At 46.7% G+C, this 15,567-nt stretch carries 12 protein-coding genes and 1 pseudogene; all 13 read left to right on the top strand.

Going from position 1 to position 15,567, the window contains the following annotated elements:
• Window positions 1-29 precede the first annotated feature (29 nt).
• The 13 genes and pseudogenes from KQI12_RS05400 to KQI12_RS05345 all read left to right on the top strand — a co-directional run bounded on the left by KQI12_RS05400 (window position 30) and on the right by KQI12_RS05345 (window position 15,476).
• Window positions 30-1,022: an O-acetyl-ADP-ribose deacetylase gene (locus tag KQI12_RS05400; RefSeq protein ID WP_216571152.1), complete on the top strand. Its 993-nt coding sequence runs from the start codon at window positions 30-32 to the stop codon at window positions 1,020-1,022.
• 35 nt (window positions 1,023-1,057) lie between these two features.
• Window positions 1,058-1,933 carry a hypothetical protein gene (locus KQI12_RS05395; protein ID WP_216571150.1) on the top strand — a complete coding sequence of 292 codons (876 nt, stop codon included), beginning with the start codon at window positions 1,058-1,060 and terminating at the stop codon, window positions 1,931-1,933.
• A gap of 970 nt (window positions 1,934-2,903) precedes the next feature.
• A complete protein-coding gene (locus KQI12_RS05390; RefSeq protein ID WP_187015588.1) occupies window positions 2,904-3,140 on the top strand; it encodes a DNA-binding transcriptional regulator in 237 nt (78 codons plus the stop codon).
• The gene (locus tag KQI12_RS05385) at window positions 3,137-4,594 is read left to right on the top strand and encodes an RNA-binding domain-containing protein (RefSeq protein ID WP_216571148.1); all 1,458 of its coding nucleotides are present in this window, start codon (window positions 3,137-3,139) and stop codon (window positions 4,592-4,594) included. The genes KQI12_RS05390 and KQI12_RS05385 overlap by 4 nt, the downstream gene beginning before the upstream one ends.
• Before the next feature lie 74 nt (window positions 4,595-4,668).
• Window positions 4,669-7,119 (top strand): type I restriction-modification system subunit M, encoded by a 2,451-nt coding sequence (locus KQI12_RS05380; protein WP_216571146.1) that lies wholly within the window; start codon window positions 4,669-4,671, stop codon window positions 7,117-7,119.
• Window positions 7,113-8,330, top strand: a complete 1,218-nt coding sequence (locus KQI12_RS05375) for a restriction endonuclease subunit S (protein ID WP_216571145.1) — start codon at window positions 7,113-7,115, stop codon at window positions 8,328-8,330. Before KQI12_RS05380 ends, KQI12_RS05375 begins: the two co-directional genes overlap by 7 nt.
• A 15-nt stretch (window positions 8,331-8,345) precedes the next feature.
• The gene (locus tag KQI12_RS05370; protein WP_216571144.1) at window positions 8,346-9,023 is read left to right on the top strand and encodes a hypothetical protein; all 678 of its coding nucleotides are present in this window, start codon (window positions 8,346-8,348) and stop codon (window positions 9,021-9,023) included.
• Window positions 9,016-9,651, top strand: coding sequence for a hypothetical protein (locus KQI12_RS05365; protein WP_216571142.1), 636 nt, complete (start codon window positions 9,016-9,018; stop codon window positions 9,649-9,651). The genes KQI12_RS05370 and KQI12_RS05365 overlap by 8 nt, the downstream gene beginning before the upstream one ends.
• Window positions 9,652-9,724: 73 nt before the next feature.
• Window positions 9,725-10,576 (top strand): hypothetical protein, encoded by an 852-nt coding sequence (locus KQI12_RS05360; protein ID WP_216571140.1) that lies wholly within the window; start codon window positions 9,725-9,727, stop codon window positions 10,574-10,576.
• 38 nt (window positions 10,577-10,614) lie between these two features.
• Window positions 10,615-13,740, top strand: coding sequence for a type I restriction endonuclease subunit R (locus tag KQI12_RS05355; RefSeq protein ID WP_216571138.1), 3,126 nt, complete (start codon window positions 10,615-10,617; stop codon window positions 13,738-13,740).
• Window positions 13,740-14,456: a M48 family metallopeptidase gene (locus tag KQI12_RS05350; protein ID WP_216571136.1), complete on the top strand. Its 717-nt coding sequence runs from the start codon at window positions 13,740-13,742 to the stop codon at window positions 14,454-14,456. Before KQI12_RS05355 ends, KQI12_RS05350 begins: the two co-directional genes overlap by 1 nt.
• 256 nt (window positions 14,457-14,712) lie before the next feature.
• A pseudogene (locus KQI12_RS12445) lies at window positions 14,713-14,901 on the top strand (hypothetical protein); the annotation flags it as partial.
• A gap of 11 nt (window positions 14,902-14,912) precedes the next feature.
• Window positions 14,913-15,476, top strand: a complete 564-nt coding sequence (locus KQI12_RS05345; RefSeq protein ID WP_216571134.1) for a hypothetical protein — start codon at window positions 14,913-14,915, stop codon at window positions 15,474-15,476.
• Window positions 15,477-15,567 lie beyond the last annotated feature (91 nt).

Raw genomic sequence — 15,567 nt, 5'->3', positions numbered from 1 at the left:
TTGAATGATAGAAATTGAGGAATAGAACCATGCCTCTTGAAATTGTTCGCAATGATATTACAAAAATGAAGGTGGACGCTATCGTCAATGCGGCGAACGAAACGCTGCTGGGTGGTGGCGGCGTGGATGGCTGTATCCATCGCGCGGCGGGACCGGAGCTGCTGGCCGAGTGCCGGACGCTCGGTGGCTGCAAGACCGGCGATGCCAAGATCACCAAGGCTTACCGGTTGCCCTGCCAATATGTGATCCACACCGTCGGCCCTGTGTGGAACGGCGGCAGTCACGGTGAGCGGGAGCTGCTGGTTTCCTGCTACCGGACGAGCCTTGCGCTGGCGAAGGAGCACGGCTGCGAAACGGTTGCCTTTCCGCTGATCTCCTCCGGCATCTTTGGTTATCCAAAGGATCAGGCGCTCCGGGTGGCGGTGGACACTATCGGCGAGTTCCTGCTGCACAACGACATGACGGTCTATATTGTGATCTTTAGCCGCACGGCGTATCAGATCAGCAGCAAACTGTTCGCCGACATCGCCGAGTATGTTGATGACCACTATGTAGACGCGCATACCGATTCCCGGCGGGACCGCCTGCGCCGGATGAGCGTTCTCGAAGGTCGAGCGTTGTCTGCCGGTGCAGCGGCAGCGCCTATGTCTGCCGACGGCTTAGACAGTCTGCTGGCACATCTGGACGCCGGTTTCTCGGAAACCCTGTTGAAGCTCATCGACCGAAGCGGCAAAAAGGATTCCGAGATATATAAGAAAGCCAACGTAGACCGCAAGCTGTTCTCTAAGATCCGCAACAATCCGGACTACAAGCCCTCCAAGGCAACAGCCATTGCCTTTGCTATAGCGCTGGAGCTGAATCTGGATGAGACGCGTGACCTCGTTGCCCGCGCGGGCTACGCTCTCAGCGCCAGCAGCAAGTTCGACGTCATTATTGAGTATTTCATCAGGCAGAAAAAGTACGACATCTTCGAGATCAACGAGGCGCTGTTCGCCTTTGACCAGAGCTTGCTGGGAGCATAATTGCTATAGACTTTCAGACTGTCGGAGTGTGTAGAATGAGGATAAAGCAGAAAGAAAAAATTGTATTGTTACTACGGGCGGGAAGTGCAATGACACAGGGAGAGCTGGCGGAAGCTATTTATGGAGATAGCTTTCATACGTCTAATATTTATTCTGCCCTTATGGCACTTGTGAATGAAAAGGTTATAATGCGATTAGACGGATACCCTGCAAGGTACTCTATCTATGGAACATCAGCTATTCAACAGACTGCAAGGCAAGACTGCGCTGAACAAGTGTCGTGTGATGAAATCGAACATCAAACGATGACCATGTCAGCGGAATGTGCAGTTAATCTTATACGAGCATATTTCGAGCAAACCATGAGTGATCCCCATGGCAGATATCTGTCCTGGGAGCATTGCTATAAGGCATTTTTGGAAAACAGAGATGCAAATGATGAACAGGCGATAGATCATTTGGCACTTCACCTTGCGTTCTATTTAGCAAGCTGGGGAATGTACCGGGGATCATCATTTTTGTTGCAAAAGGATTATAAGGTGCATATTCCAGTTGTGAAAATTATTCAAGAGAAAAAATATGATCCGTTAGTGGGAATATGCGCGAAAGACTTATGTAAAGAACAGAATCTCACACTATTGGAAGATATAGGGGAACGAATATGTGAGTGCTACGCTGCAGAGGGGCCTGCTATCGACGGAAAAGTCAATGCCGCAAGCGATACGTTGATAACAAAAATACTGCTGGGAACGCTTGGTTGTGTCCCGGCTTATGACCGTTACTACAAAGAGTCTGTAAAGAAATACCATATATCCAGCGGCAAATATAATAGTGACTCTGTTTATCGTGTAGCAAAATTCTATGTTAAGAATAACAAGTTCAATGTTTGCGCCGCAATAGACAAAGAATAAGAAAAGCCCTCTGAAATCAACGATTTCAGAGGGCTTTTGGTCCGAGTAGTGCGGCTCGAACGCACGGTCTCCTGGTCCCAAACTTTTGAATAAAAATTTTTCTACTTTTTTCGGTGCTTTATAGCCGTTTTCGTTTTATTATGGACGCTCTTCGCAACTCCTGACTCCACTGTTTCCGCGTGCTCCACGCCTGTCTGTAGTCAAACATGTGGTCAAAAACCGCTTTCTGAACACCCTCGTGACAGGGGACAGAAAGCGGTTTTTCATAGTTTGCCGGAGTGCCGCGGATGGATGATTTGCCTCTCCAGCCTGTCGCATTGTACCTCTGCTGGAGAGGTTGAGCAAGTCTTTTATGCAGGGATAGGCGGCGCAGAATTTGCGTCGCTATAGACAAAGAATACCCTCACACATTCGTCTTTTGGAGATAGAACTTACTACTCAGAAATATTATTTCGGGTTAAATTTAGTCTTCCCTCAATAGCTGTTACGTTTCCGTAATTTGAGGGGCATTTTAAGGGAAAGCGCACCAGAAGTAAGGGAAAGTATCTGCGCCCTGCGAGGAAAACGCTGTTGACTTTCATCATAATTTTATCGTGAATATTTTTTGATTGGCACTCAAAGCGAGTTGACTTTCTTCATCGCGATATAGAAATCCCTGGAGAGTTCTGATACGGCAATATCAGACAGACCGAGTGTGATACTTCGTTCTGTACGGAGTATGAGAAACAGCCGGAACTGATCTGCAGGAATAAAGAGAAGCTTCGTGCCACCATGGCGGATGAATAGAGAAAACCATTTGAGACAGAATCGCACTGAGGTCATGGAAGAATACCTGAACGCTTAGCGCGCTACCTTTTGGTCAGGCTCCGGACAGTGGGCGTTTTTTCACCTTAAAGTGCGAGCTTGACGTTGTAAAAACGCTATATCAGTGATATAATAAATTCAATTATCTGGTAAAGGAGAGTTGCAGATGCCGTTTAGTTCCGAAATTAAGAATTTTAGATTATCTTGTCTGATGAATCAAACAGAATTCGGCAACGCTCTCGGTGTTTCTTTTACGACCGTGAATCGCTGGGAAAACGGAAAGGCCCGCCCCAATATCAAGGCGATGAAAGCTCTGAAGCAGTACTGTGAGGAGTGTGGTCTCCCCTATGAGCCGCTTGAAAAAAGCTGGCGTGAGAATAGAATTCAGGAGGGTGCGGTATGATCGACTTCTGTAATCTTGAAAAATATCGGGAGAACAACCGTATTGAGGCTAAGAAAGCCCTCGGCGGGCTTCCCAGGAGCATTTGGGAAACCTATTCCGCTTTTGCCAATACCCATGGCGGTATTATCCTGCTGGGAGTGGAAGAATGGGCGGATAAATCCTTGCACACGGTAGATCTGCCCGACCCTGACAGACTCATTAAGGAGTTCTGGGATATCGTCAATAACCCCAATAAGACCAGCGTGAATGTCCTGACCTCCAAGGATGTATTCGTCCAGGAGGTAGATGGCGACCGCATTGTGGTCATCAATGTTCCCCGTGCAGAGCGCTCGTATAAGCCGGTTTATGTGGATGGCAACCCACTCTGCACCTACCGCCGCAACGGTGAGGGCGACTACCGTTGCACCAAAGAAGAATATCAGGCCATGGTGCGGGATGCTTCCGTGAAAACCCAGGACATGCTCATCCTGAATGAAATGGACATGACTGTGTTCAACAAAGAGAGCATTCGCAGCTATCGCCAGAGGATGCGCCTCTCCCGCCCCGGTCATGTATGGGAGGCGCTGGAGGATGAAGATTTCCTTCTGAAGCTGGGCGCTGTGGGCATCGGCTCTGATGGGAAGAAGCATCCCACTTCTGCTGGACTTCTCATGTTCGGCAATGAATACGACATTGTGCGGGAATTCAATGCTTACTTTCTGGACTATCAGGAACAGTATGACGCTGATACCCGCTGGACTGACCGCATCATCTCCTCCTCCGGAGACTGGAGCGGCAATGTGTACGACTTCTATTTCCGCGTCTATAACAAGCTGATTCAGGACATTAAGGTACCGTTTAAAATGGATGGCGGCACCAGAGTGGATGATACCCCTGTGCATCAGGCTCTGCGTGAAGCACTGGCCAACTGTCTGGTGAATGCCGATTATTACGGCAGACAGGGGCTGGTCATCGTCAAAAAGCGTAATAGCATTACGATGTCCAACCCAGGTAGCTTCCGCATCGAAATTGATGCCGCAAAGAGCGGCGGTGTTTCTGATCCGCGGAACGGAACGATGCTGAAAATGTTCAACCTGATCGATATCGGTGAGCGTGCTGGTAGTGGCATTCCGAATATCTTCCGCGTCTGGCGCGAGCAAAATTGGACAACTCCGGAGATTACAGAGCAACTCGAGCCGGAGCGGACAACATTAACGCTCTTATTCTCCAAGAGTGACGATAAAAAAGCGGCGATAAAGAGTGACGATAAAAAAGCGACGATAAAATCTGCGCGGCAGAAAGAAGAAATCGTTGCATACCTTACTGATCATATTTCGGCCAGAAGTGCTGATATTGCAGAACTGCTGGGTGTTAAGAGTACACGAGCCAAACAGCTGTTGAAGGGATTGCTGGATGAAGGTGTTGTTATTGCAGAGGGCGGCAATAAGAACCGTGTATACAAATTGAAAAGATAACACAACGCAGTTTCCGTAAAGCCAATTTGCGGGAAAGCAGAAATATCAAATTAAGAGAAGCGTGGTAAACGAACATGGCAATAAAGAAAAATGAGCTGTACAGTTCTCTTTGGGCGAGCTGTGATAAGCTGAGGGGCGGCATGGATGCCTCTCAGTATAAAGACTATATCCTGACCCTGCTGTTCGTGAAATATGTTACGGACAAGTTTCAGGGCGTAAAATATGCCGATATTACGGTTCCCAAAGGCGGCAGTTTCAACGATTTGGTTGCATTGAAGGGTAATAAAAATATCGGTGAAGAAATGGATAAGGTCATTGCCAAGCTGGCAGAAGCCGGGGAGAACAATCTCCGCGGCGTGATCGACAATGCCCATTTCAATGATGAAGCTAAGTTGGGCAGCGGCAAAGAAATGGTGGATAAGCTCACCGGCTTGATTGCCATTTTCCAGCGTGACGAATTCAATTTCAAAAAGAACAAAGCCAGCGGTGACGATATTCTTGGCGATGCCTATGAATATCTGATGCGCCATTTTGCCACGGAAAGCGGCAAGAGCAAGGGCCAGTTCTACACACCGGCCGAAGTTTCCCGTATTCTTGCCAAAGTGATTGGCATCGACAGCATCGAGGAGCGCGACGAGGGTTACTCCGTGTATGACCCTGCCTGCGGTTCCGGTTCACTTCTGATTCGAGCAGCGGATGAAGCCCCCTTCGAGATTGCTATTTGGGGACAGGAAAAGGAAGTAACCACCGCAGGTCTCGCCAAGATGAACCTTGTCCTGCACAACAAGGCTGCCGGTGAGATCAGAGCAGGAAATACATTTTCTGCTCCCCGCTATTTTGAAGAAGGTTCCGATGATGAGGTGCTGAAGCGTTTCGACTTTGCGGTGGCCAATCCTCCGTTTTCTCTGAAAAACTGGACGGATGGTCTTAAGGATTATGGCCGCTTTGATGGCTATGGCGACAGACCGCCTGAAAAGAACGGCGACTTTGCGTGGCTACTCCATATTTTGAAGTCTTTGAAAAGCACCGGCAAGGCTGCGGTCATTCTTCCCCATGGTGTTCTGTTCCGTGGCAATGCGGAGGCGACTATCCGCAAAGCTATTATTGACAAGGGCTATATCAAGGGCATCATCGGCCTGCCCGCCAACCTGTTTTATGGCACCGGTATCCCTGCCTGCATTATCATCATCGATAAGGCTGATGCCGTCGAGCGCAAGGGTATCTTTATGATTGATGCCAGCCATGACTTCGTTAAGGACGGCAACAAGAACCGCCTTCGTGAGCGGGACATCTACAAAATCGTCACCACATTCAATCAGCAAATCACAGACGATCCCAAGTATGCCCGTTTCGTTCCCAATGACGAGATCAAAAAGAAAAATGAGTATAACCTGAATATCCCCCGTTATATTGACAGCTCCACCCCGGAAGATTTACAGGACATTGATGGACATCTGCATGGCGGTATTCCTGCGACAGATGTGGATTCCATGGAGAAGTATTGGGTACTGTTCCCCGGTCTGAAAGACAAGCTGTTTTCTCAGCTGCGGGATGGCTATTATCAGCTGAACATTCCCAAAGAGGATATCCGCAATATGGTCTATCATGACCCTGAGTTTTCTGCCTATGCCGAGCGCATCGATAATGCATTTGATGCATGGATGCAGATGGTGGATTATGGCCTCCGGAATATTGATGAGAATACGGAAGTCAAGCCCTATATTGTGGAACTATCGGAGCAGTTGATAGGATGCTTTCATGGCCTGGAGCTGGTGGATAAATACGATGTTTACGAAGTGCTGCTTTCTTACTGGCACGAAGTCATGGGTGACGATGTTTATCTTGTGTCAGTGGACGGCTACGGTGCTGCCCGGACATGGGAGAATATCATGGGCGAATATACCTCCGGCAAGAAGAAGGGTCAGGAAAGGGTGATTGGTTGGGAGGGCGTGTTGCTGCCCAAGGCGCTGATCGAGTCCGTGTTCTTTGCCCTTGAGCGCAAGAAAATCAATGAGGCACAGGCCATTGCCGAGGAGACCCAGAGCAGACTGGACGAGTTTGTGGAGGAGCAGACCGGCGATGATGGATATCTAAAAGAATACCTGAACGACAAGGACAAGGTGGACGCCAAGGCTGTCGCCATCCGTTTGAAGGTGCTGAAAAAGACTGATTCCAAGGGCGAAGAATATGCGGTATTGAAGCAGTTTGCGGATTTGACGGAGTCCCTTTCCAAGCAGAATAAGGCCGTCAAGGAAATGAACGCCGAACTGGAGGAAAAGGTTCGGGCAAAGTATGCTTTGCTGACCGATGATGAGATTCTGGACCTGTTGGTAAACCGCAAATGGTACGCTACCATCTTTGAAGGAATCAAGTCGTTGTATGTTACCACTTCCCACCAGATGACCAACCGCATTGTGGAGCTGCTGGAGCGGTATGAGAATACTCTGCCCGAACTGTTTGCTGCCGTTGCTGACTATGAGTCCAAAGTTAAAGCCCACCTGGAAAGGATGGGATTTGTATGGTGAAGCCATGGGATACAGCCACAATTGGAGATTTTTTGGATTTTAAGAACGGCCTAAATAAAGGCAAAGAATTTTTTGGATATGGCACACCTATTGTCAATTATACGGATGTATATAAAAAGCGTGGTCTGAAGAAAAACGATGTGTGTGGTAAGGTTAGTCTTACTCGTGGCGAAATTCGTCGATTTGAGACACAAAAAAATGATGTCTTTTTCACCAGAACATCTGAAACACCGGAAGAAGTTGGAATGTCATCGGTCTTGTTAGACAATATTGACGATTGCGTTTTTAGCGGCTTTGTCCTTCGTGGCAGGCCTAAAAATGACATGTTCACGCCAGAATATTGTAAGTACTGCTTTACGACCGAGGCGGTGCGGAATGCAATCACTATGGGATGCACATACACAACCAGAGCACTGACTAACGGGAAGCAACTGTCTGCTATTGAAATTGTAGTCCCGCCAAAACCCGAGCAGGAGGCAATTGCGCATTCTCTTACCGACATTGATGAATTGATGTTATTACTGGAAAAGCAAATTGCCAAGAAAAAAGCCATCAAGCAGGGCGCAATGCAGGAACTGCTGACAGGCAAGCGCCGCTTGCCGGGATTCGAGGGTGAATGGAACAAATGCAAGCTTGGTTCTCTTGGCGTGTTTGTTAAAGGGACGGGCATAAGTCGAAACCAATCTAACTCAGGCAATCTTCCTGCAGTCAGATACGGCGAGCTTTATACGAAACACCAAAATTATGTCACAAACTATTTCTCTCATATCTCCGAAGAAGTTGCCGCCAATGCACAAAGGGTATCCAGAGGAGATATATTATTCGCTGCCTCTGGCGAAACAAAAGAAGAGATTGGCAAATGTGCGGCTATTATCCATGAAACAGATGTGTATGCTGGCGGGGATATTTTAATTTTCAGACCTGCGACTCAGCTCGATCCTGCCTTTATGGGAACGCTGCTTAACACAGCAGATGTCTGCAAGCAGCGAGCGGAAAAAGGTCAGGGAGATGCCGTAGTCCATATCCATGCGGACGCGCTCAGCAGTATTAACGTAATGATTCCAAATATTGAAGAGCAACAAGCGATTGCTGATATCCTTTTAGGCATGGATAAAGAAATCGAGTTGCTGGAAAGCAAACTTGGAAAATACCGTCAGGTCAAGCAAGGCATGATGCAGCAGCTTCTGACGGGTAAGATCAGACTGGTGTAAAGGAGGGGACAATTTGTGGCTAAAAGCAAAATAATCAAAGAACTTGCTAATAACAGTATTTCTCTGGATGTGGCATTAAGCCGCCTTTTTATCATTGCATCGGATATTGGCAACGATGAATTACAGCAGTGGGCAGAATGTGAATTGCACGGATATGGAAAAAACATGCTTCCGGAGTACCGTTATGCCAAAAATACAGTTTTCAAGTATAGTGGCATCAATGGAAGCTACAAGGTTACCGACGCGCCTTTGCCACTGTTAGAAATAATGAAAACAGAAGATCCTTCCACTTTTTACCTCCCTATTCCAGACGGAATCAGAACCATTGAGGGTTTTGTAAATAATCCTACCCCAAATGAAGTTGGTCGTGACTTGACATGGGCTGCCAGTATGGTACTTAAGATGAGCGGGATACAGTGTTATTCCATTAAGCAGATTGTGCCTTTGAACATTTTCGAAGGTGTACTCAACACTGTCAAAATGTTGCTGATGAAAATATTCATTAAGTTGGACAAGACTTATGGATGTCTTGACGATTTGGATATTGATACAGATAGTATTTCGCCTGAAGAAGTTGCCGCAACAAATACAACCATCAATAAATACATTTATGTAGACAACAGCGTTAATATAGGCGATAAAAACAAACTCGAGGGTTCTGGAATTTTGGGTGGAGGTAAGGGGCATGGCTGATATCTCATATAAGTATCGGGATAATGAACACCGCATCGACTCTTACGACAATGTGGTGTCTACATACGAATGGATAAGGGATGCCCTAAGGTTTGTTTTTGAAGACCGAAATAATCTTACTCTTAATTGTGTGATCTCATTTGATTCAGAAGATATGTCATATGAGTGCAAATCCATTGACGAATTCAAAAAATATGCTTTTGGAAAGACCATCCGCGTGAAAACCATGACCGCTTTTGTCTCGAAAAATTGGATTCAGACACTTGTGAGCATTTACGCGAATCGTTCGTCTGGATCAGAGCAGCAGGAATTCATACTGTCCTCGGAAGATGAAATGTTGGTAATTAGTCTGCGCGATGCACTTCTTGCCAAGAAAAAGGCTTCCCCTCGCACGTCGCCTCCTACCGTTATTCAGTATGAGGATAACAGTGTCCATATTGGTGACGGTAATAAGATTTCAAACAGCGCCATTGGATCAAAGAACACTATTGAGACTGAGTGTGAAATATCCAATCCCGCACCCGAAAAAGAAAAAGTGGTGTCCAAGCTTTTCTGGCAAATATTGGTTCCGATTGCTGTTGTTGTAATCGGTGCTCTTGTTTGCATTTGGTTTGGGATTGATACGTAATAATTGTTCAGTCGGGAGAGTTCTCTACATTGGATAAGTATCAGCGCAAATATACTATGAGAAGGGTATAAAAATGAAAGAGAAAAACGAATTATCGGAAGCGAAGGGTGTAGCACAGGACCTTGCAGAAACTTCATTGGAAGTTGGTGCCTCAATGCTTCTTGACAATCTCCCGGAGCTCGGAATGGCCGCGGCGAGTATCATTGGGAATGAGGCTGTTAGCGCAGCTATTCAAGCCTTAACGGGTGGGTTTCTCGGTGCCGTGGCCCCAGCTTTTTTAGGAGTAAAGCTTTCTTATCAGCAAAAGCGTTTTGAAAGAAATATAGTAAAAATGTTGAATTCCGTGATGCAGAGGCAGGAAATCGTAGAACAGCGCCTTACTCAACTCGATCCGACTGTTCGGCAGAAATTTATTGACGGTCCTTACCGCGACGCTCTGTTCGATAATATCATTTCCGAAAATCAAGAGCAGAAGGTTCAGGACAATATCAATGGGTATATCAATTTGATGGGGGTCGAGAACCCCAATGACGATGTTGTGTTTAATTTCTTCCATACATTGTCCCAAATGAATGAATTAGATATTCGTGTTCTCAGATTATACCGGCCTACAATTGAAATAGGAGAAGAAGAGCATGAGAGTTTTTGGGATATTATGAGAGAGGAAAATATAGACGAAACACAGTATAGTTTTATTCGGGAAAAGCTCTGTCGCCTGGGTATGCTGGAAAGTAAAAACGAAGCAAACCGAGATGAAAATCTTGATACCCTTGGCAAAACGCTTACGGAACTTATAAAGCAAATTTATGCAAAGAAGCCTAAAGAAGTCAAAGTTCCCAAGCTGAAACGAATTTCCAGAAGCGAGTCATATAGGATAACGAAACTTGGACATCAATATTTAACCTTCATTGATGATCCGCAATGAATACTTTTGTATTAGCTTCGAAAGGAGGCAAATACACTATGCCCAACATTGGCGACAGCGAGCGCAAAACGCAAAACCGTGTGGTCAAGTTCTTTCGGGACAAGCTGCACTATACATATCTGGGGAACCTGCATGACAGTGAAAACCGCAATATCATGCAGGAGCAGCTGCATGCCTGGCTGCTGAAACAAGGCTACTCCGAAAAGCTTGCATCCAATGCAGTGGATGCCTTGGTGAAGACCTCTACCAATCTGCAGCAGGGCCTGTACCACGCCAACAAAGAGGTTTACAGTCTGCTGAAATACGGTGCTAAGGTCAAAGAGTCTGTGGAGCAGTCCCCTAAGACGGTATATTTTATTGACTTTGAAGACGTCAGCAAAAACGACTTCTACATTGCGGAAGAAGTCACCATTGTAAGCAACAACACCAAGCGCCCGGATATCGTTCTCTATGTGAACGGCATCGCACTTGCGGTGATCGAACTGAAAAAGAGTAGCGTATCCGTGTCCAACGGCATCCGGCAGAATCTGACCAACCAGAAATCGAATTTCATCGAAGATTTCTTTACCACCATTCAGTTCTGCATGGCCGGTAACGACAGTGAGGGCTTGCGCTATGGTACGCTGCTTACCCCGGAAAAGCACTATCTGGAATGGAAAGACGACGGCTTTACCGAGCATCAGACGGAACGCAATATTGTGGATATTGAGGTTGAGGAATATTGCGAGAGTATTCCCGGCAAGTTGGAAAAGCAGATTTTTGCGCTGTTTTACAAAAAGCGTTTCCTTGATCTGATCCATAACTTTGTGATCTTCGATAAGGGCATCAAAAAGGTTTGCCGTTATAATCAGTACTATGCCATCAAGCGGGCGCAGCATCGTTTGACGGACAAGAAGAGCGGCGGCATCGTTTGGCATACCCAGGGCAGCGGCAAGAGTCTGACGATGGTGTGGTTCTCCAAGTGGATTTTGGAGAATAATCCCAATGCGCGTGTATTGGTTGTTACCGACCGCGAGGAATTGGATGAGCAAATCGAAAAGAATTACAAGGGTGTGGATGAGAATATCGTCCGCACTAAGAGTGGAAAAGATCTGCTTGAACGCCTGAATGCTTTCGATGACCGTCTTCTGTGCTCTCTGGTACATAAATTCGGAAAGCGCGGCAGCGACAGCTCAGAAACAGATTACGAAAAATACATCGAAGATTTGAAAAACGCATTGCCCAAGGATTTTTCCGCAAAGGGTGATATTGTGGTGTTTGTGGATGAGTGCCACCGCACTCAGTCCGGTAAGCTCCACGCGGCCATGAAGACGATCCTTCCCAATGCCATCTTTATCGGTTTCACGGGCACGCCGCTTTTGAAGAAGGACAAAAAGACCAGTCTGGAAACCTTCGGCGGATATATCCATACCTACAAGTTCAACGAAGGTGTTCGAGACGGCGTTGTGCTGGATCTGCGGTACGAGGCCAGAGATGTGCCGCAGGGCATGACCTCTCAGAATAGAATCGACGCATGGTTTGAGGCAAAAACCGTTGGGCTGGCCCCCAGAGCAAAAGCAAAACTCAAAGCATATTGGGGTAACCTGCAAAAGATTTTCTCCTCTCGCTCCCGCTTGGAGCAAATCGCCAATGATATCATCTTTGATTTTGCCACCAAGGCACGACTGATGGACGGAAACGGAAATGCTATCCTTGTGGCCGGTTCTGTGTATTCAGCATGCCGATATTATGAAATTTTCCAAAGCAAGGGTTTCCGGAAATGTGCGATTATTTCTTCTTATGCGCCGCAAGCCGGTGATTTAAGAACGGATACTGTCAGCGACGAGGAAGAAACCGAAACATTTGAAAAATACAGCACTTATCTGAAAATGATCGGCGTTGACCCGTCGGAGGACAAGACGCAGATTGCCAAAAAAGTAGAAGCTTTTGAAGCGGAAGCAAAACGCAAGTTTGTGGACGAACCCGCAAACATGAAACTGCTGATCGTAGTTGACAAGCTGCTTACCGGTTTCGATGCTCCCAGCTGTACCTACCTCTACATCGATAAGGCGATGCATGACCACGGCCTGTTCCAGGCGATCTGCCGAGTCAATCGTCTGGATGGCGAGAGCAAAGACTTTGGCTATATTGTAGATTACAAGGAACTATTCGGAGACTTGGCGGATGCCATGAACAAGTATACCGCCGGTGCCTTTGAAAGCTATGATGCAGAGGATGTCGATGGGCTTTTGAAAGATAGAGCAACAGAAGCGAAAAAGTATTTCGTTGATACCCTGGAGGAATTGGATGAGCTTTGCGAGGGCGTCGAATTGCCCAGAAAAGAGCTCGACTATATCCACTATTTCTGCGGTGAAAGTGGTCGCGACGAAAATCAGGACGATGCCTTTGCCCGCATTCGTGAGAAGTTGTACAAGCTCGTTGGACGCTTGATTCGCGCTTTTGCGGAGTTAAAGCCTCGTATGACGGATTTAGGGTATACCCTTTCCGAGCAAAGCGCATTGGACGACAGGGTTGCGTTCTATGTGAACATGCGTGACACGATTGGTAGGGCCAGCGGCGATTTTATTGATCTGAAAGCCTACGAACCGGGTATGCGGTATCTGATTGACAACTACATCTCAGCCAGCGAGTCGCAAAAGATCGGCAGCATGGATGACTTTACCCTGCTTGATTTCATCATCTCGCAGGAAAATAAGCTGAAGAGCGAGCAAAAAGGCGAGCAGGAGAGTGCGGCAGAAACCATTGAGAACAACATCCGCAAAAAGGTTGTTGAGCGAATGGTCATCAACCCTGCTTATTACGCAAAAATGTCTGAAATCCTGGAGCAGTTGATACTTGACCGCCGCCGCGGAGTGATTGCCTACGGGCAGTTGCTGGACACATACATGGAACTGGCGAAAAATGTTGCAAAGCCCGAGGAGAATACAAAGTACCCTGAGAGTATTCGTTCCAATGGCGCACTGCGGGCGCTCTATGATAATTGCGGAGAAGATGAGGCGACTGCCTTGAAGCTGCACAAAGCCATTGTCAAGGCGCGGCTCGATGGTTTCCGAAATAATCCGGTTAAGGCAAATAAAATCAAGCGAGCGCTCTATCAACTTTTGAATGACGATAGCGAAGTGGAGCGAATTTATCAAATTGTTGTGGAACAAGAGGAGTACTGATGCAAATAGTTATTTTCAATATTCCTGTGGAAGTTATCAGAAAAAATATTAAAAATTTGCATCTCTCTGTGCTTCCACCGGACGGCAGGGTTCGTGTATCGGCACCCACGCAACTGACGGATGAAGCAATTACGATGTTCGTTCGGACAAAACTCGGCTGGATCAAAAAACAACAGGAGAAGTTTCAACAGCAGCCGCGTCAAAGCGAGCGGCAGTATGTGTCCGGGGAAACATTATATGTTTGGGGTAAGCAGTACTTTCTTCAAGTGGAATACAGCTACAAAGGCAATGCTCTCACACTTTCGGGTGACAAGGCTATTCTGACGGTTAGAAAAGAAAGCAGTCCAAAGCAGAGAGAGAGCTTCGTAAATGAATGGTACCGCAACCTCTTGAAACAGGAAGTGGCGAAATATCTTCCCAAGTGGGAGAAAACTACGGGGCTTTACTGTAGCGGTTGGCAAAGCAAATATATGACCACCAAATGGGGCACCTGCAACACAAACACACAAAAAATTTGGCTAAATCTTCAGTTGGCGAAGAAGTCGATAGAGAGTCTTGAATATGTAATCCTGCACGAGCTGGCACATCTGAAAGTCAAAAGTCATGGTCCGGAGTTTGTCGCTATTTTAAACCAGTATATGCCGCAATGGCAGGAGCGAAAGAAGCTGTTGAACGAAAGTAAGTTGGATTATATGGATTCCGATTTTGAAGAATGACGAACAATGTCTGGTAAAATGGCAATTGAGTTTTTTGATGTGGGGAGTCATGCAAACAAAAGTCAGTAGCCGAAATGAAAAAAGTTTCGCAAAATTTACGAGACCGAAAAAAGCATAACGAAATAGGCTGGTGAAAAGATACATCGCCAGCCAGGATGGAGTTATTGGTCAGATTAGTTTTATGGGATACCCAAGGTTACCATCGCCATAAGAGAAAAACTCTCAGCACAAATACAAACAGAAGTAGAATGTACTTAAGGTGTTACTGTTCGCCTGTGAGTTTAAGTCAGACCGTGTGACCGGTGGCGCGGAGGCGTACACCTATCTGGGCACGGCGAACTACGTGAAGCACACAGGCAGCAGGCCGATGAATATCACCTGGCAGCTGGCCCGTCCAATCCCAGCGAAGTTTTTGAAGAAGACAAGTAAGTTGGTAGTGGGGTAAAGGAGGAACGTATGACGGAACTTGAAAAAATAGAACGGGCAAAAATGTATATGGACAAGCTGGCGAATGGCATCAATCCCATCGATGACACCATGGCACCAGACGATGATCTTATCAACAATGTCCGGTTATCGCGTTGCTTTTTCTTCATATCTGACGTGTTGCGGCAGGTAATTGAAAACGGCGGGACGAAGACGGCTGTGAATAAGAAACCTAAAAAGCTTCCTCTTGAAATCCCCATTGAGAAAAGAAGCCAGTTTGTCTATTCTGAGGTGCCTATTCCGGCCAGCGAAATTGCCAAGCGGATAAACGCTCTGGCTGATAATGACACTATGCAAAAACTTACCTATTCAGGAATTCTCACATGGCTCACGGAAATTGGAATGATGGAATGCGCGCTCACACCAGACGGAAAGCGTACGAAAAGGCCAACGAAAATTGGCGAAGAAACCGGCATTTCCGTGGAAGAACGAACGAGCAGCAACGGACCCTATCAGGTTGTCGTTTACAACAATGCCGCGCAGCATTTTATCATAGACAATCTGGATGCAATTCTCACAGCAGAGAATATGTAGACAGAGATGCAAGGCGCTCCATGGACGAAAGATCATGATGACTGCCTCATTGACCTATATAAGAAGTCCGTACCAGTGAGTGAGATCGCCA

This window comes from Pseudoflavonifractor sp. MSJ-37 (assembly GCF_018917965.1).
Classification (GTDB): Bacteria; Bacillota; Clostridia; order Oscillospirales; family Oscillospiraceae; genus Pseudoflavonifractor_A.
Note: the sequence above shows the minus strand (reverse complement) of the source record. Positions and strands in the feature narration are given on the sequence as shown.